This is a genomic window from Streptomyces sp. NBC_01296 (assembly GCF_035984415.1).
Taxonomy (GTDB): Bacteria; Actinomycetota; Actinomycetes; order Streptomycetales; family Streptomycetaceae; genus Streptomyces.
Genome location: NZ_CP130720.1, coordinates 5,089,152 through 5,112,011 on the forward strand (window position 1 = coordinate 5,089,152; position 22,860 = coordinate 5,112,011).

The 22,860-nt window shown below is 74.2% G+C and carries 21 protein-coding genes; 16 read left to right on the top strand and 5 right to left on the bottom strand.

Annotated elements, in window-relative coordinates:
• Window positions 1-177: 177 nt before the first annotated feature.
• The gene (locus OG299_RS23210) at window positions 178-588 is read right to left on the bottom strand and encodes a rodlin (protein WP_327362496.1); all 411 of its coding nucleotides are present in this window, start codon (window positions 586-588) and stop codon (window positions 178-180) included.
• 130 nt (window positions 589-718) lie between these two features.
• Window positions 719-961, bottom strand: coding sequence for a chaplin (locus OG299_RS23215; RefSeq protein WP_323179060.1), 243 nt, complete (start codon window positions 959-961; stop codon window positions 719-721).
• 175 nt (window positions 962-1,136) lie between these two features.
• On the opposite strand from OG299_RS23215, the gene OG299_RS23220 reads away from it, so the two are divergent.
• The 9 genes from OG299_RS23220 to OG299_RS23260 all read left to right on the top strand — a co-directional run bounded on the left by OG299_RS23220 (window position 1,137) and on the right by OG299_RS23260 (window position 12,393).
• Window positions 1,137-2,261 (top strand): DUF3344 domain-containing protein, encoded by a 1,125-nt coding sequence (locus OG299_RS23220; RefSeq protein ID WP_442817527.1) that lies wholly within the window; start codon window positions 1,137-1,139, stop codon window positions 2,259-2,261.
• Window positions 2,262-2,301: 40 nt separating this feature from the next.
• Window positions 2,302-3,498 (top strand): glycosyltransferase, encoded by a 1,197-nt coding sequence (locus OG299_RS23225; protein WP_266628483.1) that lies wholly within the window; start codon window positions 2,302-2,304, stop codon window positions 3,496-3,498.
• Window positions 3,495-5,012 carry an exopolysaccharide biosynthesis polyprenyl glycosylphosphotransferase gene (locus OG299_RS23230; RefSeq protein WP_405702433.1) on the top strand — a complete coding sequence of 506 codons (1,518 nt, stop codon included), beginning with the start codon at window positions 3,495-3,497 and terminating at the stop codon, window positions 5,010-5,012. The genes OG299_RS23225 and OG299_RS23230 overlap by 4 nt, the downstream gene beginning before the upstream one ends.
• Window positions 5,012-6,475 carry an O-antigen ligase family protein gene (locus tag OG299_RS23235; protein ID WP_266628485.1) on the top strand — a complete coding sequence of 488 codons (1,464 nt, stop codon included), beginning with the start codon at window positions 5,012-5,014 and terminating at the stop codon, window positions 6,473-6,475. The genes OG299_RS23230 and OG299_RS23235 overlap by 1 nt, the downstream gene beginning before the upstream one ends.
• Window positions 6,472-8,376, top strand: a complete 1,905-nt coding sequence (locus tag OG299_RS23240; protein WP_327362499.1) for a lipid II flippase MurJ — start codon at window positions 6,472-6,474, stop codon at window positions 8,374-8,376. Before OG299_RS23235 ends, OG299_RS23240 begins: the two co-directional genes overlap by 4 nt.
• Window positions 8,366-9,142 (top strand): polysaccharide deacetylase family protein, encoded by a 777-nt coding sequence (locus OG299_RS23245; protein WP_266628489.1) that lies wholly within the window; start codon window positions 8,366-8,368, stop codon window positions 9,140-9,142. Before OG299_RS23240 ends, OG299_RS23245 begins: the two co-directional genes overlap by 11 nt.
• 5 nt (window positions 9,143-9,147) lie before the next feature.
• Complete coding sequence (locus tag OG299_RS23250) at window positions 9,148-10,488, top strand: glycosyltransferase (protein WP_266633475.1); 1,341 nt, start codon at window positions 9,148-9,150, stop codon at window positions 10,486-10,488.
• Between the two features lie 70 nt (window positions 10,489-10,558).
• The gene (locus OG299_RS23255) at window positions 10,559-11,254 is read left to right on the top strand and encodes a YveK family protein (protein ID WP_327362500.1); all 696 of its coding nucleotides are present in this window, start codon (window positions 10,559-10,561) and stop codon (window positions 11,252-11,254) included.
• Window positions 11,251-12,393, top strand: coding sequence for a GNAT family N-acetyltransferase (locus OG299_RS23260; protein WP_327362501.1), 1,143 nt, complete (start codon window positions 11,251-11,253; stop codon window positions 12,391-12,393). The genes OG299_RS23255 and OG299_RS23260 overlap by 4 nt, the downstream gene beginning before the upstream one ends.
• A 5-nt stretch (window positions 12,394-12,398) precedes the next feature.
• Here OG299_RS23260 and OG299_RS23265 read toward each other — a convergent pair whose 3' ends face one another.
• Window positions 12,399-14,018: a glycoside hydrolase family 26 protein gene (locus OG299_RS23265; RefSeq protein ID WP_327362502.1), complete on the bottom strand. Its 1,620-nt coding sequence runs from the start codon at window positions 14,016-14,018 to the stop codon at window positions 12,399-12,401.
• 294 nt (window positions 14,019-14,312) lie between these two features.
• On the opposite strand from OG299_RS23265, the gene OG299_RS23270 reads away from it, so the two are divergent.
• The 5 genes from OG299_RS23270 (at window position 14,313) to OG299_RS23290 (ending at window position 19,699) form a co-directional block, all read left to right on the top strand.
• Window positions 14,313-15,593 carry a carboxylate--amine ligase gene (locus OG299_RS23270; RefSeq protein WP_442817528.1) on the top strand — a complete coding sequence of 427 codons (1,281 nt, stop codon included), beginning with the start codon at window positions 14,313-14,315 and terminating at the stop codon, window positions 15,591-15,593.
• A 142-nt stretch (window positions 15,594-15,735) separates the two neighbouring features.
• Window positions 15,736-17,010 (top strand): NAD(P)-binding domain-containing protein, encoded by a 1,275-nt coding sequence (locus OG299_RS23275; RefSeq protein ID WP_327362504.1) that lies wholly within the window; start codon window positions 15,736-15,738, stop codon window positions 17,008-17,010.
• Window positions 17,011-17,028: 18 nt separating this feature from the next.
• Complete coding sequence (locus OG299_RS23280) at window positions 17,029-17,301, top strand: hypothetical protein (protein ID WP_266628496.1); 273 nt, start codon at window positions 17,029-17,031, stop codon at window positions 17,299-17,301.
• An 11-nt stretch (window positions 17,302-17,312) separates the two neighbouring features.
• Window positions 17,313-19,400 carry a SpoIIE family protein phosphatase gene (locus tag OG299_RS23285; protein WP_266628498.1) on the top strand — a complete coding sequence of 696 codons (2,088 nt, stop codon included), beginning with the start codon at window positions 17,313-17,315 and terminating at the stop codon, window positions 19,398-19,400.
• Window positions 19,401-19,501: 101 nt separating this feature from the next.
• A complete protein-coding gene (locus OG299_RS23290; RefSeq protein ID WP_327362505.1) occupies window positions 19,502-19,699 on the top strand; it encodes a hypothetical protein in 198 nt (65 codons plus the stop codon).
• A 35-nt stretch (window positions 19,700-19,734) separates the two neighbouring features.
• On the opposite strand, the gene OG299_RS23295 is transcribed toward OG299_RS23290, so the two are convergent.
• Window positions 19,735-20,178, bottom strand: a complete 444-nt coding sequence (locus OG299_RS23295; protein WP_327362506.1) for a DUF6299 family protein — start codon at window positions 20,176-20,178, stop codon at window positions 19,735-19,737.
• A 163-nt stretch (window positions 20,179-20,341) separates the two neighbouring features.
• Here OG299_RS23295 and OG299_RS23300 point away from each other — a divergent pair, with 163 nt between their 5' ends.
• Window positions 20,342-20,947, top strand: a complete 606-nt coding sequence (locus OG299_RS23300) for a DUF4352 domain-containing protein (protein ID WP_327362507.1) — start codon at window positions 20,342-20,344, stop codon at window positions 20,945-20,947.
• A 56-nt stretch (window positions 20,948-21,003) separates the two neighbouring features.
• A complete protein-coding gene (locus tag OG299_RS23305) occupies window positions 21,004-21,495 on the top strand; it encodes a DUF5949 family protein (protein ID WP_327362508.1) in 492 nt (163 codons plus the stop codon).
• A gap of 96 nt (window positions 21,496-21,591) precedes the next feature.
• Here OG299_RS23305 and OG299_RS23310 read toward each other — a convergent pair whose 3' ends face one another.
• On the bottom strand, window positions 21,592-22,860 hold the full coding sequence (locus OG299_RS23310) for a cytochrome P450 (RefSeq protein ID WP_266628507.1): 1,269 nt from the start codon (window positions 22,858-22,860) through the stop codon (window positions 21,592-21,594).

Sequence of the window (22,860 nt, forward strand, 5' to 3'; positions counted from 1 at the left end):
ACAACGAGTGGGCCGGGGAAAAGAAACCGCAGGTTTCTGCAGGCGGCTCCGCAATTCACCCCAACGCGTGCCGACCGGAATTCTCGGCGAATTTACGCCGCTATTCGCCGTGCCGACAAGCGGCGAGGCCGCCGCGACCCGGAGGGGGTGCGGCGGCCTCAATGACGCGGGGTGCGGTCAGCTGCCGAAGGCGCCGTTGCCCGACAGGACCGGGATGTTGTCCAGGATGTGCGAGAGCGGCTCGTCGCCCTTGGCCTGGGTGGAGTTCTCGGTGCACTGCTGGTTCATCGGGTTGGACAGGATCGGGATGTCCTGGACGCCGACGTTGATGAGCGCGAGGATCGACTGGGCGTTGACCTTGGCCGGCAGCGCGATGCAGGGCTTGTTGAACGAGCCCTGGATGAGCGCCATCTGGGGGCTCATGGTGCCGTACGTGGCCTGGTTGCCGTAGATCTGCGAGGCGCCGTTGCCGTTGACGGTGTTGATGCCGTTGTCGTTGCCGATGGCCATCGCCTGCGGGGCCATGGCGGCACCGATGCCCACGACCGAGGCTGCAGCAGCCGCGGTGGCCATCATCTTCTTGATCATTGTCGTCCCTTTTTTGCTGGATTGCCCGGTAGTGGAGCACCCGGATCAACGCCCATGCCCCGGTTCGGGTTGCGTGGCTTCACTCAGATGCCGTCGTTTCGGGCAGCACGGTTGACAGCGGGGGTGACGGTCAGGCGTTGACGCAGGTGTTGCCGAACGCCGGGTTCAGCACGCCGACCAGGTTGGCGGTGAGGCCGCAGACGTTCACCGGGACGTTGACCGGGACCTGGGCCAGGTTGCCGCTCAGCACGCCGGGGGACCCCGCCGCGACGCCCTCCGCCGCACTGTCCGCGGAGGCGAGGCCCGCGCCGCCCGCCAGGACCGCAGCGCTCGCGACCGCCATCGTGGCGCCGCGCATCAGCCTCTTCTTCATCTCCGGCTTTCCTTTCGGTTCGAACGATGGTGCAACCGCATAACGACCCGCCGACTGCGAGGGTGCGTGTTATCGCCCAAAAGGCCGTACGAGCGAGTCCGGCGTGATTTCCCGCCCGACTTCTGACAAAGTTCAATCCTGTTTTGTCCCCTTGATCGAAAATGGAGACAGGGTCATGGGTTCGTCCCGCAGAATCCTCGGCACGCTCGGTCTGCTGTCCTGCCTCGCACTTTCGGCCAACGTCCCCGCTGCGGCCGTGGCTGCCGCCGCCCCGCCCGGCCCCGCGGCACCCGCCGTGCGGGAAATGCCCAAGGTGCCGTTCACCCAGCGTTACCAGGCCGTCCAGCGCGGCGGACTGGTCCGGGCCTCCAACTCCTCCATCGCCTGCCGCCGGCAGGAGGCCCCGGACGCCGAGCCGTGCGCCGAGGTCAACCGCGGCGCGGCCGGGGTCAACGGCGATTTCGACATGTTCTACAGCGAGGTCGACAAGGATCCGGACACCTACAACTCCACCCGGGCCGAGCTCAGGGTCCCGCAGGGTGCGAAGGTCTCGTACGCCCGCCTGTACTGGGGCGGGAACCTGCGGGTGGGTGAGCAGAAGCCGCCGCAGGACAACGGCCGGGTGCTGGTCGCCGAGCCGGGCGGGGCGTACAAGGAGGTCCTCGCCGACACCGTGATCGGCCACCGCTCGGACGAGGGCAGCGATGCCTACCAGGCCTCGGCCGACGTCACCCCGCTCGTCCGCGAGGGCGGCGCCGGGATGTGGACGGTCGCCCAGCTGAACATCGCGATGGGCAACTCGGAGGTGGGTGCCTGGGGCGGCTGGACGCTGGTCGTGGCCTACGAACACCCGCAGGAGCCGGTGCGCCGGATCTCGCTGTGGGACGGCTTCGAGTCGCTCGCCGCGGGTGCGGGCGAGGCGGCCGGCGAGACGGTCGAGATCGCCGGCCTGGACGCGGCCGCCGGGTCCGCGGGGAAGGCCGGGGTGGTCGCGTACGACGGCGACCGCGGGACCCTCGGGGACTCACTCACGGTGACTGCCGACAGTGGCCGCCGGATCAACGTCAGCGATGCTGAAAATCCTTTTAATGATGTTATGAATTCCACGATCACGGAATTCGGACATCACTCTTTCGTGCGACAGCCCGAACATGTGAATAATCTCGGATATGACGCGGACGTGTTCGACCTGAGTCCCGCCCTGTCCGGTGGCGCCCGGAGCCTGAGCTTCAGGTTCACGGGCGAAAGCCAGGGTCAATTCCTCGGCGTGCTCTTCGTTCAGACAGACGCGCGCCGCTGAACGTAGGAGACCACTCCGCGTGCCGAAACAGCCTCCCCCTGTGCAGTCCTCCCCTGCGCAGGACCCGATTCCCCGCCCCCTTTCCGTCCTGCACCTCGTCCAGCCCGTCGACGGCGGTGTCGCCCGCGTCGTCGTCGACCTCGTCCGCGCCCAGACGGCCGCCGGCCTGCGAACCGCCGTCGGCTGTCCGCGCGGCGGACAGCTCGCCGACGCCGCCCGCGCCGCCGGGGCCGAGGTGCTCACCTGGCGTGCCGGGCGGGCCCCCGGGCCCGACCTGCCCGCCGAAGTACTCGGCGCCCGGCGGGTGATCGGCCGGCTGCGGCCCGACGTCCTGCACGCCCACAGCGCCAAGGCGGGTCTCGCCGGGCGGCTCGCCGTCCGCGGCGGCGTGCCCACCGTCTTCCAGCCGCACGCCTGGTCCTTCGACGCCGTCGGCGGGGCCACCGCCGCGCTCGCCCTGCGCTGGGAGCGGTTCGGGGCCCGTTGGGCCGACCGGGTGCTCTGTGTCAGCGAGGCCGAACGCCGGGCCGGCGAGGCCGAGGGGATCACCGCCCACTGGTCGGTGATCCGCAACGGCGTGGACCTCGACCACTTCCGCCCCGGCGGCCCCGACCGGGCCGCGGACCGGGCCCGGGCGCGTACCGAACTCCCGTTGCCCGCCGCCTTCCTGGGGGACGGGCCGCTCGCCGTCTGCGTGGGCCGGCTCTGCCACCAGAAGGGCCAGGACATCCTGCTCCGGGCCTGGCGGGAGGTGCTCGGCAACCTCCCCGAAGCCCGCCTCGCGCTCGTCGGCGACGGCCCCGACACCGAGCGGCTGCGCCGCACCGCCCCGCCCGGGGTGCTCTTCGCGGGGGCCGCCTGCGACATCCGACCGTGGCTTCGGGCCGCCGATCTCGTTGTACTGCCGTCGCGGTGGGAGGGCATGGCGCTCGCCCCGCTCGAAGCCATGGCCTGTGGCCGACCGGTCCTGGTTTCCGACGTCAGCGGTGCCCGGGAGAGCCTGCCGCCCGGCCAGGGACGGCTCTGCCTGGTACCGCCGGAGGACCCGACGGCGCTGGCCAAGGCCCTGGGACGGCTGCTCGCCGAACCGCGGCTGCTCGCCGAACTCGGGGAGCAGGCCCAGCAGCACGCCCGGACCGACTTCGACGTGCGGCGAACCACGGACGCGGTCACCGGTCTGTACCACGAACTGCTGGGCAGGCCCCGGCCCTTGAACCAGGAGCGCATCAGCCGATGACGATGGACAGCGCACCCGCCCGACACACCGGGCAGGGCGGCACGGGGCCCGCCGGCGGCACCGCCGGCACCGCAGCCGTCCGACGGTCCGTGACCGCCATCCACCCCCCACGCCGGCCCAGGGCCGACCAGGCCCGGCCCCTGGCGCGGCCCCAGCGGGTCCGGCGCCGCGAAGGGGCACTCCCGCTGCTGACCGCCGATGCGCTGGCCGCCGTACTCACCACGACGGCCCTGGCCCGGCCCGGGGCGGCGCTGCCTGCCGAGGCGGCCGCCCCGATCGCCGTGCTGGCCACCGCGCTGCACGCGCAGGCCGGGCTGTACCGGCCGCGGCTCGCCCCCTCCGCGCTGCTCGAACTGCCCGCGCTGGCCGCGCGGGCCGCCGTCCTGTGGTGCGGGGCCGCGGCCGTCGTGGCCGCCGCGGCGCCGGGACAGGCCCTGGGCTGGTCCGCCCTGCTGGGCGCCGTCTGCCTGCAGCTCCTCCTGACCTGCACGGGCCGAGGGTTCGCCAACCGGCTCCGCCGCCGCTCCGCCCGCCTGCACCCCGCCTCCGCCCTCGTCGTCGGCCCCGGCGCCGGGGCGAGTGCGGTCGCCGCCGCCCTGCACGGGCGCCCCGAGTACGGACTGCGGCCCGTCGGGCTCGCCGACACCGGCGCCGCCGAGGAGGGCAGCGGCAGCGTGCCGGTGCTCGCCACCCACGAGGACATCCGGCGAGCGGTCATCCAGAACTCGGTCCGGCACGCGGTGTTCACCCGCCCGCCGGAGGCCGACGAGCGCACCGCCTCGCTCGTCCGGCTCTTCCACGACCACGGCTGCCGGCTCTGGCTCGCCGACCCGGCCGGCACCGCCAAGGTGACCGGCATGCGGGTGGCGCAGCCCGCCGACCAGCTGTGGGGGTACGCCGTACAGCCGCTGCTGCCCCGCCCGTCCCGGCCGGTGGAGCGCTGGGTGAAGCGGGCCGTCGACGGCCTGCTGGCCGCGGTCGCGCTGATCGCGGCCTCGCCCGTGATGGGCGCGTGCGCGCTCGCCGTACGGATCTCCGACGGGCCCGGGGTGATCTTCCGGCAGGAGCGGGTCGGTCTGTACGGGCGCCCCTTCACGCTGCTGAAGTTCCGTACCCTGCGGGCCGACGAGCACGAGTCCGCCACCCGGTGGACGGTCGCGGGCGACCACCGGATGAGCCCCATCGGCTCCTTCCTGCGCAAGTCCTCGCTCGACGAGCTGCCGCAGCTGTGGAACGTCGTACGGGGTGACATGAGCCTGGTCGGACCGCGGCCGGAACGGCCCTTCTTCGTGGCGAAGTTCGCCGCCGTGCACCCCGGCTACGAGGCCCGGCACCGGATGCCCGTCGGCATCACCGGGCTCGCCCAGATCAACGGCCTGCGCGGGGACACCTCCATCGAGGACCGGGCCCGCTTCGACAACCACTACATCGACACCTGGTCGCTGTGGCAGGACCTGTGGATCCTCGCCCGCACCGCGTCCTCCTTCTTCCGCTTCCGGCTGGGGGGCAGCTGATGAGCCTCGCCCTGTCCCCGGTGGGCTCCCGGCCCGACGCGGCGGGGCTGCTGCGGCGGCACTGGCCGCTGCTGCCGCTCGCCGCGACCGTCCTGCTGCTGCTCGCCCCGATCGCGGCGGGCGACGCGAGCACCTCCGGCAAGGTCGGCCCGGCCGATGCCGCCTCGCTGCTGCTGGTGTTCGTGTGTGCGGTGCAGGCGCTGCGCGGGCGGGTGCGGGAGCTGAGCCCGCTGGGCGTGCTGGTGCTGGGCGTGCCCGCCGTGGGGCTGGCCGTCGCGACCGCGACCGCCGGGGACCCGCACGCGGCGCTGCCCGGCTTCGTGCGCTACCTCCAGGTGTTCGTGCTGGTCCCGGCGGCGATCGTGCTGCTGGTGCGCGACGCCGGGGAGTTCCGGCTGGCCGCCGGGTGCTTCGTGGTGCTGGCGCTGGTGCAGGGCGCGGTGGGGGTCGTGCAGTACGCCACCCACACGGGGGCCTCGTACCAGGGCGCGGACGTCCGGGCCGTCGGCACCTTCGGCCCCGGCGACGTCATGGGCATGGCCACGGTGGTGGCGTACGGGCTGGTCGTGGCGACCGCCGCGGCGCTGGCTCCTGGCCTGCCGCGCCGGGTACGGCAGCTCGCGGGCGGCGCGGCCCTGGTCCTGGTGGTGCCGCTGGTGCTGTCGTTCAGCCGGGGCGCCTGGATCGCCACCGCCGGCACGGCGGTGCTGGTGATGCTGCTGGCCGGGATCCGGCGGGCCCTGAAGGTGCTCCTCGCGCTGGCCGCGGCCGGTGTGGTCCTGGTGGGCGGGCTCGGGGTCGGCTCCGCGATGGTCGTGGAGCGGCTGACCTCGATCACCCAGGTCTCCAGCGCACCCGACCAGTCGGTGACCGACCGCTACACGATGTGGGCCGCCGCCGAGTCGATGTGGCGCGAGCGGCCGGCGGTCGGAGTGGGCCTCAAGGGCTTCCCGGCCAACCGGGACGGGCACTCCTCGCTGGGGCTGTCCTCCGGCAGCGACACCGCCGGCGCGGGGCAGGCGTACATCCGCCAGCCGCTGCTCTCCCCGCACAACATGTACCTGCTGGTGCTGAGCGAGCAGGGCCTGGTCGGGCTGACCGCGCTGGCGGGAGGCTGGGCGGCGCTGCTGGTCGCGGGTCTGCGGCGGTGCGTCACGGGCGGTTTTGGGCTCCAGGACTGCGGGCTGATCGCGATCGGGCTGTTCGTCTGGCAGCTCACCGACTTCCTGTACGCGGACATCGGCGGTCCTTCCACGGTCCTGACCGGGGTGATCATCGGCCTGGCGGCCTGGTGGGCCCTGCCGTCGCCCTCCGCAGGGGAGGCGGTTCCCGGCGGCCCCGGCCGGCCGGGGGCACGCACGGCCCTCGGCGCGGGACGCGGTCCGGGCAAGGCTGCTGCCGCGGGAGGGCGCACCGGCCTCGTGGCCGCAGTGCGCGTCGTTCCGGGTGCGGACGGCCGGTGACCGATACGACGCCCTGGCGGCCCGCTTCCGGCCCCCCGGCCGGGGCGGGCCCCGCCCGCGTCCCGGGCGCGCCGGCCCCGGCGTCCCCCGCAGCCCCGCACGGCTCCGGCGGATCCCAGCCGCCGTCCGGAACGGGCACCTCGCGCCCGCCCGGGTACCCGGGCGGAGCCGGGGCAGAGCGCAGTGTCCGGGTGGCGGCCCGGGCCGCGCGCCGCGAACTGCCCGAGGGCCCGGGGTCCGGAAAGGACGACCAGGCTGCCGCACCCCGGGGGGCCGGCCCCCCGGGCGGGAGCACGGGTCCGGCTCCGCTCGGCCGGTTCCTGGCCAGGGCCGCCGCCGTCACGGCCGGACTGACCGCCGCCGGGGCGGTGTTCGGGCTGGTCCGGGACCAGACCATCGCGCACCTCTTCGGGGCCGGGCACGACAGCGACGCCTTCCTGATCGCCTGGACCGTGCCCGAGATGGCCTCGACCCTGCTGATCGAGGACGCCATGGCGCTGCTGATGGTGCCCGCGTTCAGCCATGCCCTGGCCCGGCGGGCGGCCTTCCGCGCAGGGCTCACCCGCAAGGAGGCCCGGTCGCAGGACCCCGTACGGCTGCTCGTGGGGGCGACCCTGCCGCGGCTGGCGGTGTTCCTGGCCGCCGTCGCCTCCGTGCTCGTCGTTGCCGCTCCGCTCGTCGTCGCCGTGCTCGCGCCCGGACTGCCGGACCCGGACCTGGCCGTGGAGTGCACCCGGATGACCGCGCTGACCGTGCTGTCGTTCGGCATCGCGGGGTACTTCAGCGCCGCGCTCAGGGCGCACCGCTCGTTCGTGCCACCGGCCGCGATCTACGTCTCGTACAACGTCGGGATCATCGGGGTGATGGTCGCGCTGCACGCGGCGTGGGGGGTGCGGGCCGCCGCCGCCGGGGTCGCCGCCGGCGGGTTGCTGATGGTGCTGGTCCAACTGCCCGCGTTCGTCCGGAACGTGGGCTTCGGCCCGTCCCGCGTCAAGGGCGCGCCGCGCAGCCAGCGCGACCGGGACCGGCCCACGCTGATGGCGTTCGGGCTGATCGCCCCGGTGATCTTCTTCGCGGTGTTCCGGCAGTCGCAGGTCCTGGTCGAGCGGTTCCTGGCCGCCTCGCTGCCGCCCGGGGCCATCTCGCACCTGAACTACGCGCAGAAGGTCGCGCAGATGCCGATGGTGCTGTCGCTGATGATCTGCACCGTCACGTTCCCCGTCGTCGCCCAGGCCATGGCCGGCGGCGAGCGCGAGAAGGCCCGGCGGCGCGTCGAACAGGACCTCGCACTGGCCTCCCTCGCCGTCCTCATGGGCAGCGCCCTCGTCATCGGGTACGCGCCCCAGATCATCCAGGTCCTCTTCGAACGCGGCGCCTTCACCCACCGCGACACCCTGGCCACCGCCTCCGTCATGCGGGTCTACGGCCTCGGACTGCTCGGCCACTGCCTCGTCGGGGCGCTGTCCCGGCCCTTCTTCTCGACCGCCCGGCCCACCTGGTTCCCGGCGCTCGCGATGGGCGCCGGACTCCTCGTCAACATCGTCGCCGGAGCCTTCGCCGTCCGCTGGTGGGGCACGTACGGCATTGCCGCCGCCAACGCCGCCGGCATCTCCACCGCCGCCGTCCTGCTGCTGACCGGGCTCGGCTCGCGGATCGTCGCCATCCAGGTCCGCCGGGTCGCGCTCAGCATCGGCCGGCTCTCCGTCGCCGCCGTCGGCGCCTGCGGCACCGGCTGGATCGCCGGGCCGATGATCCCCGACCCGCTGCTCAGCGCCGCACTGGGCTGCCTGCTCGTCCCCGCCATGTTCGGCGCCTGCGGCATGGCCATACGGGCGCTCGAGATCACCGCCCTGCCCGCCCAGATCACCCAGATGACCCAGAGGTTCCGCAATGCCCGCTGACACCCGCACGGCGCCGGCCGCCCGGACGGTCCCCGCCCGCCGGACCGCCTCGCCGTGGGTCCTGATGTACCACTCGGTCGCCGAGTTCACCGACCCCGCCGAGGACCCGTACGGCATCACCGTCACCCCGGGCACGCTGGAGGCCCAGCTGCTGTGGCTGCGCTCCCGGGGCCTGCGCGGGGTGTCCGTCGGCGAACTGCTCCGGGCCCATGCGGCCGGGCGCGGCGCCGGGCTCGTCGGGCTGACCTTCGACGACGGATACACCGACTACCTGACCCGGGCGCTGCCGCTGCTGCGCCGCCACGACTGCACCTCCACGCTGTTCGTCCTGCCCGGGCGGCTCGGGGTGGACAACGTGTGGGACCCGCTGGGCCCGCGCAAGTCCCTGCTGACCGCCGAGGGCATCCGCGAAGTCGCCGCCGCCGGACAGGAGATCGGCTCGCACGGGCTGCTCCACCAGGACCTCACCGCGGCCCCCGACGACATCCTCCAGCAGGAGCTGCGGGGCAGCCGGGAGCTGATCCGGGAGCTGACCGGGACCCTGCCGCAGGGGTTCTGCTACCCGTACGGGCACCTCGACGAGCGGGTCGTCGAGGCGACGCGGGCCGCGGGGTACGGGTACGCCTGCGCCATCGACCCCGGGCGGCTGGCCGGGCCGCACGCCCTGCCGCGCACCCACGTCAGCCAGGCGGACGGGGCCGGGCGGCTGCGGATCAAGCAGCTGCGGCACCGGGTGCGGGAGCTGACGCGGGCGGTGCACCGATGAAGTCGCTGCGGGCGCTGCACATCATCACGGGGCTCGGGGTCGGCGGCGCCGAGCAGCAACTGCGGCTGCTGCTGCGGCACCTGCCGATGCGCTGCGACGTGCTGACGCTGACCAACCCCGGGCCGGTGGCCGAGGGGCTGCGGGCCGACGGGGTCCGGGTGGTGCACCTGGGCATGCGGGGCAACCGGGACCTGGGGGCGCTGCCGAGGCTGGTCCGGTTCATCCGGCGCGAGCAGTACGACCTGGTGCACACGCACCTGTACCGGGCCTGCGTGTACGGGCGGCTCGCGGCCCGGCTCGCCGGGGTCGGGGCCACCGTGGCCACCGAGCACTCCCTCGGCGAGGGCGAGATCGAGGGCCGGCGGCTGACGGCCGGGGTGCGGGCCCTGTACCTGGCCAGTGAGCGGCTGGGCGCGGCGACCGTGGCGGTGTCGGACAGCGTGGCGGCGCGGCTGGAGGAGTGGGGGGTGCCGGCTGCGCGGGTGCACGTCGTACCGAACGGGATCGAGGCCGTGCGCTTCCGCTTCGACGAGGGAGTGCGCCGGGCCACGCGGGCCCGGAGCGGGCTGCCCGAGCGGGCGTTCGTGGTCGGCGGGGTCGGGCGGCTGGTGCCGGGCAAGCGGTTCGATTCGCTGGTCCGGGCGGTGGCGGCGCTGCCGGGCGCGCATCTGCTGCTGGCCGGGGACGGGCCGGAGCGGGCCGCGCTGCGGCGGCTGGCCGCGGAGCTGGGCGCGCAGAGCCGGATCCACCTGCTGGGGGAGCGGGACCCGCTGGGCGACAGCGCCGACGGGCGCACGTCCGGGATCCCGGCGCTGCTGGCCGCGATGGACGTGTTCGTGTCGCCGTCGCGGGAGGAGGCGTTCGGGCTGGCGGTCGTGGAGGCCCTGGCCGCGGGGCTGCCCGTGCTGCACGTCACCTGTCCGGCGATCGACGACCTGCCGGCGGCGCAGGCGCCCGGGGCCCGCCGTATCGGTACGGGCACGGAAGAGCTGGTCGCGGCGCTGCGCGGGCACATGGAGGCGGGAGCGAGGCGGCTGCCGCCGCCACCGGTGGTCCGCCGCTACGACATCGCCCGCAGCGCGGACCAGCTCCTCGCGGTGTACGCCCTGGCCCTGTCCGCCCGTGGCGCCGCCGCCTCCCCGGCCCCCGCGCCTCGATCGCCGGCGGGGCCGCAATCGCCGGGCTGCGCCATGGAACCCGCTGCGGTGCGGTCGGCTCCGGGCCGCGGCCCGGACTCCCGGGGCGCCGCCCCGGACCCCGCGCCTCAAATGCCGACGGGGCTGAATTCGGCCCCCGGCCCCGCGGCGCAGGCGGCGGCGGGGCTGGAGATGCCGCCGGCCGGTTGATTCACGCACCGCCGAAGGGGTTCCCGACGCGGGGCCCGAAAGAACTCCATTCCTCCAGGAAGGCACGTAGATGGCTGACACCGCCGATCAGAAGAAGACCGACCGCCGTCGTCGCAGGGCCCGGCTGCTGCCGCCGCCCGCGTGGTGGCCGTTGCCCGTCGTCGCCGTGCTGGGGCTGGCCGCGGGCGGGGCGTACGGGGTGCTCAAGGCGCCCGAGTACGCCGCCACCAGCTACGTCGTCGCCGTTCCGGACGACACCACCGAGCCGGCCACCGCCCTCGGCTTCGCCCAGGCGTACGCGCGCATCGCCACCAGCAGTTCCACCCTCGCGTACGCCCAGCCCCGCGCGGGCATCGGCGCCCGGCAGCTCCGTACGCAGGTACGCGCCGAAACCTCCCCCGAGTCCCCGATGATCGCCATCACGGGGACGTCGAAGAGCCCGACCGAGGCCGCGGACATCGCCAACGCCGTGGCCGACGCGCTCTCGCTGAGCAGCAATCAGGCCGCCAAGAACACCGGCGTCCAGCTGCTGCTGTTCAACCAGGCCGTCGCGCCGAGCGACCCCGCCTCGCCGTCCGCCACCGTCAGCGGGGCCGTCGGGCTGTGCGCCGGCGGACTGCTCGGCGGGCTGTGGCTGCTGGCCCGGCCCGGCCGCGGCCGGCGGCCCGAGGGCCGGGCCGAGGAGCAGCCGGTCGTCGAGGAGTACGCCTCCCTGCCCGCGCAGGGCGACCACAACGAGACCAAGGAGAAGGAGTCCGTGCGATGACTTCGGGCTCCGCCGGGGCCCTGTCGGTGACGCTGTGCCGCGACCCCCGGCAGTTCGCCGCGCTGGAAGAGCCGTGGAACCGGCTCTTCCGGGCCTGTCCCACCGCCACCCCCTTCCAGAGCCACGCCTGGCTGCACTCCTGGTGGCTCTCGTACGGCCGGGACGGGCGGCTGCGGATCGTGCTCGTACGGCGCGGCGAGGAACTCGTCGGCGCGTGCGCGCTGATGCTCGTCCACCGGCCGCTGCCGCTCCTGGTACCGCTCGGCGGCGGCATCACCGACTACTTCGACGTCCTGGTGGCCGCCGAGTACGCCGACCAGGTCGTCCCGGCGCTGGTCCGCGGCCTGCACCGGGCCGCCCGCGGCGCGGTCGTCGACCTGCGCGAGGTACGGCCCGGGGCCGCCGCCGAGGCGCTGTTCGGGCAATGGCCCGGGATCCGCAGCCGGCTCGCCGACTCCACCTGCATGGAGCTGCCCGCGCTGCCGTTCGACGAGCTGGTCAAGCGGATGCCGGCCTCCGGCGCCCAGCGGGTCCGGGCCAAGCTGCGCAAGACGGACGCGGCCGGGATCGAGGAGCACGAGGTCACCGAACAGGAAGTGCCGCGTGCCGTACGGACCCTGCTGCGGCTCCACGAGAAGCAGTGGCGCGGCCGCGGGGTGACCCCGGAGCACCTGAGGCCGCGCTTCGCCGAGCACCTGACCCGGGCCACCCGGCGGATGGTGCGGGTCGGCGAGGGCCGGCTGACCGAGTTCCGGCTGGACGGGAAGGTGGTGGCGGCCAACGTCACCCTGCTGTCGGGGGCGCTCAGCGGCGGCTACCTGTACGGGGCGGACCCGGACCTGAGGACCCGGAAGGTGGACGTGGCGACGCTGCTGCTGCGCTACGAGGCCGGTCGCGCCATCGCGGAGGGCCGCCCGGTGGTGAGCTTCCTGCGCGGCAACGAGCCGTACAAGAACCACTGGCGGCCCGAGACGGTGGTCAACCAGCGGTTCCTGCTGGCCAGGACGTCGCTCGCGCCCCTGCTGCGCCTGCACGAATCGCAGGTGACGGGGCGCGAGCGGGCGGTGGACGCGCTGCGCGAGGCCCTGCCGGCCGCCAGGGACTGGCGGGCGCGGCTCAACGAACTGCGGGTCCGATGACGGGTCTACCAGGGCCAGAAGCCGGAGTCCTTGCCCCAGTCGATCTTGACGCAGACCGACTGCTTGCCGACCAGCTTGGAGAGCCACTCGCCGAAGTTGATCGGCACGCACCACTCCGTGCTGTTGGCGGGCGGTTCGACGGGCTCGGGCTTCGGCACGGCCGGGCTCGGGACGGGGCTCGGGACCGGGATCTCCGGCGACGGGACCGGGACCGGGACGGGGTCCGGACTCGGGTTCACCGGGGTCTCGGGCGACGGGACCGCCGGCGAGGGCACGGGCACGGGCTCGGGGGCGGGGCTCTCGGGTGCCGGGACCTCGGGCGAGGGCACGGCAGGCGAGGGCACGGGCACCGGAACGGGCTCGGGGACGGGCTCGGGGACGGGCACGGGCTCGGGGCTCGTGCTCGGGGCCTGCGGCGACGGGACCGGAACCGGGACCTGCGGGCTCGGGATCACCGGGACCTCCGGGATCTCCGGCGACGGGAAGGCCGGGGAGGGCACGGGGACCTGGGGGGTCGGGATCTGCGGGCTCGGCACGGCCGGGGTCGGGATCACCGGCGTCGGTACGACCGGGGTCGGCACGACGGGCGTGGGCACGACCGGCGTCGGGATGACCGGCGTGGGCACGACGGGCGTCGGGACCGGGTCCGGGCGCTGGGGCGCGAGCGCGCCGCGGAAGGCCTTCGTGGACTTCGGGTTCTGCTTGCACTGCCACACGCCGTGCGGGCAGTAGTCCGTGATGGTGTGGTAGAGCGGCTTGTGCTGCTCGATCCACTTCAGCATGCGCCGGACGTACTCCGGGTTGTCCCCGTGCCGGAACAGCCCCCACTCCGGGTACGAGATGTCTTTGCCGTGCGCTTTCGCGAAATCCACATGCTGCTGGAGCCCGTACGGCTGCTTGACCATCTCGTCGAAGGTCCTGCCGGGAGCCTGGTCGTACGAATCCATGCCGACGATGTCGACCACGTCGTCGCCCGGGTAGCACTTGGTCCAGCCGATCGCGTCCGACCCGCGGTTGGGGGCGTAATCGAACTTGAACTCCGCACCGGGGACGGAGCGCATCGTGTTGACGATCCGCCGCCAGTACTCCTTCCAGCCCTCCGGGTCCGGCGCGCAGCGGTGGGTGTACGTGGCGCCGTTCATCTCCCAGCCGAGCACGATCACCGTGTCCGGGACGCCCAGTGCCACCAGCCGTTCGGCGAGCTTCTCGAAGTGCCGGTCGAACTCGCCCTGCGCGCCCGCCCGGATCAGCTGGGCCACCTGGCGGTCGGGGACCCGGTCCTCGTTGTGCTCCTGCATGGGCACGTTGAGGACGAAGACCCGGTCCGCCTTGGCGCGGCGCCACTCGGCCCACGCCTCCAGGAAGTCGGGGGACTCGATGCGGGCCCAGCGGTCCCCGGGCAGATAGGTGTGGCCGACCCGGATCTCCTTGCCGCCCAGCCAGCGCGACAGGTTCGGGATCCGGGCGACTCCGGGCGGACCGGAGTCGAGAAAGGCGCCCATGGCGATGTCGGAGCCCTTGGGCTGTTCCCTCTCCGGGGCCGCGAGTGCGGCCCCGGTGGCGAGCAGTCCGGCCGTGACCGTACCGATGCAGGTGCTCGCCAGTCGGCGGTGAGGTCTGGGCATGGCGTCTCCCGAGCTTTCCTGAATCGGTGTGCTTGTCGAAGACGTTAGGCATCACATCTGACGAATGGCCTGTCCGGTGACCGCTGCATAGGCCATTCGCAGCTGCGCATCCTCCCCGTTTGGTCCGACTAGGTGAAAGACACCGTTCCCATGCACGCGTTCGACGGCCATGTGCCCGCTGTAGTGCTCAGACTCGATCGGAATCCGTTCCACCACGGAACCCTCGGTGCCGTCAGATCTCTTGGACGCAGGGGCGTGGAGGTCCATGCCGTCGTCGAGGCCGGGGGAGGTCCCATGGGGCGCTCGCGCTATCTGCACGCCGTACATCCCGGGCCGTCCGGGGGGTTGGACCCCGAGGCTCCGGAGACGCTGCTGGAGTGCCTGGTCGGGGTGTCGGAGCGGATCGGCCGGCCGGCGGTGCTCATCGCGATGGACGACCTGAGCGCCATCGCCGTCGCGCGGATCGCGCCGATGCTGGACGGGCGGTTCCGGATCCCCCATCAACCCGACGGGCTGCCCGCGCGGGTGGCGGACAAGGCCGAGCTGTCACGGCTGTGCGCGCGCTGGGACATCCCGCATCCGGAGACGGTGATCCCGGCGAGCGGGGCCGAGGCGGCGGAGGCCGCATGGCGCCTCGGCCTGCCGGTGGTGGCCAAGTGGAGCCGGCCCTGGCTGCTGCCCCCGGGCGGCGGGCTGCGCAGCACCACGCTCGTCCACACCGCCGCCGAGGCGCGCCGCCTGTACGAGCGCACGGCGGAGGCCGGGAGCCGGCTGCTGCTCCAGCGGTTCCTGCCGGCCGGGACGGACACGGACTGGTTCTTCCACGGCGCCTTCGCCCGGGGCGGTCACCCGCTGCTCGCGGGGTCGGGCCGCAAGGAGTTGTCCTGGCCGGTGCGGACGGGGCTGACGGCGGTGGGGCGCTGGCTGCCGGACCCGGCGGTGGAGGAGGCGGGGCTGCGGCTCGCCGAACGGCTGGGCTACCAGGGGATCTTGGACCTGGACTTCCGCCGGGACGAGAAGGGCTGTTTCCGGCTGGTGGACTTCAACCCGCGGCCGGGCGCGCAGTTCCGGCTGTTCACCGACGCGGGCGGGCTGGACGTGGTCCAGGCGATGTACCTGGATCTGACGGGGCAACGGGTCCCGGAGCCCGCAGGCGGCCCGGGCCGGGTGTTCGTCGCGGAGAACTACGCCCTGCTGGCGTCGGTCCGCGGCCGCCGGCTCCCCTGGCGGTCCCCGGCCCGCCCGCCGCTCCCGTCCCCTTCGGCACCCGGGGACGCCGGGACCGGGCAGGGCCGCGCCGCGGGCGGCAGGCCCGGGCCGGTGCGGGTGACGCCGCGGGTGGAGCGGGGCCGGGTGGAAGCGGCCTGGTTCGCCGCCGACGACCCGGTGCCGTTCCTCGCGATGCTCGCCGCGTTCCTGGGCCGGGGCGCGGGGAAGGGTGTGCGCGCCCTGCGCGGTGTCCCGGCGCACGGCCGCCGCACGGCCCGGGCCGTGGTCCGCGCCCCGCGCCAGCGTGCCCGCGACCTGACCCCGCCGACCGCCCCCGCAGAACCGGACGAACTGGTGACCCGATGACGCCGCGCCACCCGCCCCCGCCGCGCCACCCGCCCCGGCCCCCGTCCCCGCCTCCGGCGCCGCGAGGGCCCGTCACGCGTACCGCCGGAGGCACTGGCACGGGCTGGGGGGCCAAGAGACTCGAGGGACAGGGGTGACGCAGGTGGACGATCTCGTCGTGGTCGGCGCCGGGCCGTACGGGCTGTCGATCGCCGCGCACGCGGCGGCGGCGGGGCTCGGCGTACGGGTGCTCGGGCGGCCCATGGCCTCGTGGCGGGACCACATGCCCGAGGGCATGTACCTGAAGTCGGAGCCCTGGTCCTCCAACCTGTCGGCGCCCGGCGGACGGCACACCCTCGCCGCGTACTGCGCCACCCGGGGGCGGGCGGCCGAGCACGGCAGCCCGCTCCCGATCGGCACCTTCAGCTCGTACGGCATGTGGTTCGCCCGGCACGCCGCGCCCGAGGTGGAGGAGGTGACGGTCACCGAGGTCAGCCCGCAGGGCGACGGCTTCCTGATCCGCACCGCCGAGGGGCCGCCGCTGCTCGCCCGGACGGTCGCGATCGCGGTCGGGGTGATGCCGTTCGTGCACCTCCCCGAGGCGCTGCGGGACCTGCCCCCCCGGCACTGCTCGCACAGCAGCGGCCACCGCGACCTGGCCCGGTTCGCCGGCCGGGAGGTCGCGGTGGTCGGGGCCGGGCAGGCGGCCCTGGAGACCGCCGCCCTGCTGGCCGAGAACGGGGCCCGGCCCTGTCTCGTCGCCCGCCGGTCCCGGCTGAACTGGAACACCGTGCCCCAGCCGCTGGAGCGCCCGGTCGTGCGCGCCCTGCGGGATCCGCACAGCGGCCTCGGCACCGGCTGGCGCAGCTGGGTGTGGTCGGAGCTGCCCTGGGCGGTGCGCCGGCTGCCCGCGCCGACCCGAGAGCGGATCGCCGCGACCGCGCTCGGGCCCGCCGGGGCCTGGTGGCTGCGGGACCGCTTCGAGCGGAGCGTCCCGGTGCTGCTGGGGCACCGGCTGCACCGGGCGGTGGCGGTGGGCGAGCGGACCCGGCTCGGACTGACCACCGCGGCCGGGGAGTCCGTCGTACTCGACGTCGCGCACGTCGTCGCGGCCACCGGGTTCACCCCGCACCTGGGCCGGCTGGAGCTGCTGGACGCCCGGCTGCGGGCCGCCCTCGACACCGTCGGGGACAGCGGCACGCCGGAGCTGAGCGCCGGTTTCGAGTCCTCCTGGCCCGGGCTGTTCTTCGCGGGGCTGCTGACGGCTCCCTCATTCGGCCCTTCCATGCGATTCGTGCACGGTGCGGGGTTCACGGCGGGGAGACTGGTCGGAGGAGTCCGAAAGCGCCTCGGCGCCCGGCGCAGGCCGGCGGGCTCCGCCGGGACCGTACGGCCCGACCGGGCCGGTGCCGGGCATCCGAAGACGTCTCTGCGGTGAGGTCGAGAGGGGTCCGCGATGAGTGCGGAGCAGCGAGCACAGGGCCGTGGCTGGGTGCGCATTCCCGCCAGCCGGGCGGAGCAGCCCGCCGGGCCCAGGGCTGCCACGGCCCGGGCCGCCCCGCCCAGGACCGCCTCGCCGTACGCCCCTCCCGCGCATGCGGCACCGGACCAGCCGACCATCTACCTGTCCCTCGTCAAGCGCTGGCAGGAGGCCGGGCGCACCCTTCCGGGGCATCCTGACGAGGAGTGGGAGCGGCTGATCTCCCAGCCGTGCTGGCCCGGCCGTTAGGTGGTGTTCTCGTGGCAGCGGCGGAGCGCGACAGATCCGAGCAGGGCCGGCGGGACCCTGTGACCGGGCCCGGGGAGCGGCTCGCGCTCAACGGCATGGGCAGCTTCGAGTGGGACCTGGAGGCCGGGACGCTGCTGCTGGACGCGGCCGGGCTCGTGGTCTTCGACCTCGAGCGGGAGGAGTTCGGCGACACCCCGGAGGGGCTGGGGCTGCGGATCCCCGCCGGCGACAGTGCCCTGCTGGCGGAATCCACGCAGGCCGCCCTGGACGGCGGCGCGGAGACGTACGGCTCGTACTTCACGGTGCAGCGGCGCGACGGCGTCGACCAGTGGACGCACACGCAGGGCCGGATCATGCGGGATCCCGACGGGCGGCCCCAGCGGATCATCGGGATCGTGCGGGACGCGACGGCCGAGCTCGCGCACGCCACCATCCTGCGCAAGCTGGAGTCGGCGCGGGCCCAGCAGGCCACCATCGTGCAGCGGACGACGGAGGCGCTGTCGCGGGCGGTGACCGTGGACGACGTCACGGCCACGCTGACCGGGGCGGGAGCCCTGGAGCGGCTCGGTGCCGACGGGCTGGCCCTGGGGCTGGTCGAGAACGGCGCCATCAAGATCATCGCGCTGAGCGGGGAGTCGCTGGAGATCCTCAGCGAGCGGAAGTTCACCCGGCTGGACGGCTCGCTGCCGCTCTCGCAGGCGGTGCTCACCCGCAAGGCGCGCTTCGTCACCTCCCTCACCGACCTGGCGGGTGAGTTCCCGCTGCTCGCGGACTACCTGCGCCGGATCCGCTTCGACGCCGCCGCCTACCTGCCGCTGATCGCCCAGGCCAAGGCCATCGGCGGGCTCGTGCTGTTCTACCGGCGGCGCAGCGAGTTCAGCCCGGAGGAGCGCAACCTGTGCCTGGGCCTGGCCGGCATCGTGGCGCAGTCCCTCCAGCGGGCCCTCCTGTTCGACCAGGAGCGGGAGTTCGCGACCGGCCTGCAGGCCTCGATGCTGCCGCGCCGGATCCCGGAGATCAGCGGCGGCGAGATCGCGGTCCGCTACCACTCCGCGTGGAGCGGGCGGGAGGTCGGCGGGGACTGGTACGACGTGATCGCGCTGCCCCGCGACCGGGTCGGCATCGTCGTGGGCGACGTACAGGGCCACGACACGCACGCGGCGGCGATCATGGGCCAGCTGCGGATCGCGCTGCGGGCGTACGCGGGGGAGGGGCATCCGCCGTCGACCGTGCTGGCCCGGGCCTCGCGCTTCCTGGCCGAACTGGACACCGAGCGCTTCGCGACCTGCATGTACGCACAGGTGGACCTGGAGACCGGCGGTGTACGGGCGGTCCGCGCGGGCCATCTCGGGCCGCTGATCCGGCACACGGACGGACGCACGGGCTGGCCCAACGTGCGCGGCGGGCTGCCGCTCGGCCTGGCCTCGGTCTTCGAACAGGAGGACTTTCCCGAGACCCGGCTCGACCTGGTCCCCGGGGAGACGCTGGTGCTGTGCACCGACGGCCTGGTGGAGGAGCCCGGTACGGCCATCACCCAGGGCATGGAGGCCCTCTCGCACGCCGTGCGCAGCGGGCCGCAGGAGGCCGGGGCGCTCGCCGACCACCTCTCGGACCGGCTCTGGGAGCGCTGGGGCTCCGGCGACGACGTGGCCCTGCTCGTGCTGCGCAGGGCCCCCGACCCGGGCACCCACCGGGCCCCGCGGATCCACCAGTACATCCACCAGGCGGACCCGGAGGGTCTCTCGGAGGCCCGCTACGCCCTGCGCCAGGCGCTGCGCGACTGGGGCATGCCGGAGCTCGCCGACGACGTGGAACTGGCCGCCGGCGAACTGCTGGTCAACGCCCTGCTGCACACGGACGGCGGGGCGGTGCTGACCATGGAGGTGCTGCCGGAGCCGGTCCGGCGGATCCGGCTGTGGGTGAAGGACCGCTCCAGCGTCTGGCCGCGCCGGCGCACCCCGGGCGAGGCCGCCACCACCGGGCGCGGGCTGCTGCTGGTGGACGCGCTGGCCACGCACTGGGGAGTGGAGTCCCGGGGTGACGGCAAGGCCGTGTGGTGCGAGTTCGACGTCGCGGGCAGCGTCCGGAGCATGGGGTGACGGGCACGGGGGGTGACAGGCGCGGAGTGACCGGATGGTCACGCCGAGTTGTGGGATGGCGGGGGTGGAGTGATGATGCGGTCCATGGAACGGACGACCGCATGGACACGGATCCTGCCGTGCCCCGGCTGAACAAGCGGCCGGGCAGGGGCGCCACGACCGCTCTGCTCGCGCTGCTCCTGGTGGCCGTCGGGGTCCCGACGGCCGCGCACCGTACGACGGGGCGCCCGCATCCCGATACCGGCTGCCGGACCGTTGCGTTCATGTCGATGACCGGCGTGGCGCCCGCCTGCCGGTAGCGGCGGCTACCGGCCCCGGGCCGGGTCGGGCCGGGTCAGCGGTGCCTGGCCTCCAGCTGGACGTCCCGCTCCGTCTGCGCCAGGTAGGACACGCGCAGGGTCATCTGGGAGTGCAGGCTCGCCGACTGGAGCCGGGCCTCCACGCCGGCCGCACCCGGGTGCACGTCGGGGGTCAGGCGCAGCGAGGTGCCGGCGGACCAGTCGTGCTCCGCCCCGTCGCAGACGGCCTCCCCGCCGCCGAAGCCCAGGCGGGTTCCGTCCTGCACGAGGGTGACCTGGATCTGCACTCCACGGGGTGACGAGGGCCGGCACGTGTAGGTGCCGAACAGGGTGACGTGGCCGTCGTCGGAGATGTGACCGAATTTCTGTACGGAAATCTCATCGCCGTGGGACCGGGCCCCGGCGGGAGTGGTGAATACGGTGGCCGCGGCCAGCGCGGAAAGCACGGTGACGGCCAGCCGGCGGGTGGAAACGCGCATGAATCCTCCATGGGGGGTGGGTCGGCACAAAAGCGCCGAAACGCATTGTGCTGGCAGATGGCGGGCAACTCCTTCCGCACACTCGTGTCGGTGTGTGCAATTGCCCGCTCGGGCGCGTGAGACTGGCCGGAATACCTCCCGAAGGTCCCCGAAGGGATCACGTATGCGCCAGTCCGCTTCCGTCCTCGCCGCCGCTCTCCTGCCCCTTCTGCTGTTCGGTGCCACGGCCTGTTCCGACGCCCCCGAGGGAGCTGCGCTCGCCCCGGCCGCGGCGCCCGCCGTCCCGGTGGACGACGGCGCGCCGGGCGCCGAGGAGGACCCGGCCGCCGCGGCCCCGGGGGCGGCCCAGGCCGCGAAGGATGCCCATGTGGGTGACTCCGTACGGGTCCACGGCCGCCAGATGGGGCGGCACCTCCAGGCCGTGCTCACCGCGTACGTCGACCCCGCGGTCAGCGTGGAGAAGGACTACGCGCCACCCGCGGGCAAGCGCTGGGTGGCCGCCTCGATGTCGTTCGTCAACGTCGGCGGCGCCTCGTACGGGGCCCTCGGGCGCATGTGGGCGTACGACAGCGCGGGGGGTCGCCACCCGGTGGCGGCGACCGGCGAACTGACCACGGGCAAACCGCTCGTCTTCGATTCCCTCGCCGTCGGTGAGCGGGCCGAGGGGTGGGTGGTGTTCGAAATCCCGGAAAAGGCGCGCATTGTGCGTCTCCAGTATCAGGACGCGAACATGCAGGCGAATTCCGGAGAGGGATTCTGGGCCGTCTAGCCCGCCCGGGTGAAAGGCCTGAAAGGGTCGCGGGAGAGACCACTAGGGTGCGGCGCATGACTTCAACTCAAGCCGAAATCGACCGGTCCCAGCTCGGCACCCTTTCCGTGCTCGCCTGGATCGGCGACCCCTCCGAGGGCCACGACATCCCGTACCTGCTCGCCTACACCCTCGGCGACGGTCCGCAGGGGCGGGAGGCCGGGGAGAAGGCCGCCCGCGGGCTGCTGGAGGAGATCGGCCTGCCCATCGGTGACGTGGTCATGGACGGCACCCGCAACCCGGCGGCCTTCCCGGTGCAGATCGTGCTGGCGGACAACCAGGTCGCGCTGACCCTGCCCGGGTTGAACGCGACCTGCACCGCCCCGGACGAGTGGGTCGCCGCGGCGAACGAGAGCGGCCAGGCCTACTTCCTGTTCGCCACGCGCGCCTGGCCCGAGGCCGTCCCGGGCCAGCCGGTCGAGCCGAAGACCCTCCAGGAGTTCGCCGGGGACGAGGCCGTGCTCACGGGCAGCGCCCACTGCGTGCTCGCGGTCCGGCGCCTGCAGTAGCAGGCCCCCGGGACGGAGCCCCCGCTCCGGCCGCCGGGCTCCCAGCCTGCCCGGTGGCCGGTCTCCCCTCCCGGGGACCTGCGGGACCCGGGGGCCCTACGGGCGTTCGAAGGCGAAGCGGAGCGAGCGGACGCGGTTGTCGAAGTTCGAGCCCGCCAGGTCCGGCAGCCCCACCGCCCGCAGTCCGACCGGACGGGTCAGCAGTTCGCGGAACAGGGCCTTCATCTCCACCCGGGCCAGGTGCGCGCCCAGGCAGAAGTGCGGGCCTCCGCCGCCGAAGCCCAGGTGCGGATTGGGCGAGCGGGTGATGTCGAAGGCGTCCGGGTCGGGGAAGACGGCCTCGTCGCGGTTGGCGGACGCGTAGTACAGCACCACCTTGTCGCCGGGCCGGAACAGGTGCCCGCCCAGGGTGTGTTCGGCGGCCACCGTCCGGCGGAACTGGATGATCGGCGTCGAGTGCCGGATCATCTCGTCCACCGCGCCGTCCGCGTACGTCTCGAAGTCCCCGAGCAGCAGGTCCCGTTGCTCTGGATGGTCGGTCAGCAGGGTCAGCCCGTGGGTGATCGCGTTGCGCGTGGTCTCCACCCCGGCCACCATCAGCAGCGAGAAGAACGCGCCGAGCTGGCGGGCGTTCAGCGCCTGCCCGTCCACATCGGCGCAGACCAGCGCCGAGATCAGGTCGTCGGTGGGGTGCTTGCGCCGCTCCCGGCCGATGCCCGCGACCATCCGCTGCATCTTGGCCAGGGCCCGCAGCCCGCGACCGGGCATCCGCAGCCGCGAGGCCAGGCCCCGCTCGACGCCGATGTTCTCCGAGGCGTGGTTGACGCGGTCGGCGATCTCGGCGCGGTAGCGCTCCGGGATGCCCATCATGTTGCAGATGACCTCGAGCGGCAGCCGCGAGGCCACGGCCGAGACGAACTCGTCGGGCTCGTCCGCCAGTACGTCGTCCACGATCCGGGCGGCCACCGCGTGGATGTCCTGCTCGGCCGCCGCCAGCAGCCGCGGTGTGAACGCCCGCTGCACGATCTTGCGCAGCTGTGCGTGGTCGGCGCCGTCCAGGTTGACCATCGAGTCCCCGAACAGCGCCCGCACCCACCGGGCCGGCTCGGGCGTGGTCACGCCGGGCGCGCTGGCGAACACCTTGGGGAGCCGGCTCGCCTCCTGTACGTCCGCGTGCCGTACGAGGGCCCAGTGCCCGCGGCCCTTGCCCTCGGGCACGTAGACCGGGGACTCCAGCGCCCGCAGCCGGGCGAACGCCGCGAGCCGGGCCGCCGGGGGTTGCTGCCAGAACGCCGGGTCGGCGAGCTCCCCGTACTCCGCCACCGCCGCGCCCGTGTCCGCGTACCGCTGTACCGGGACCTTCAT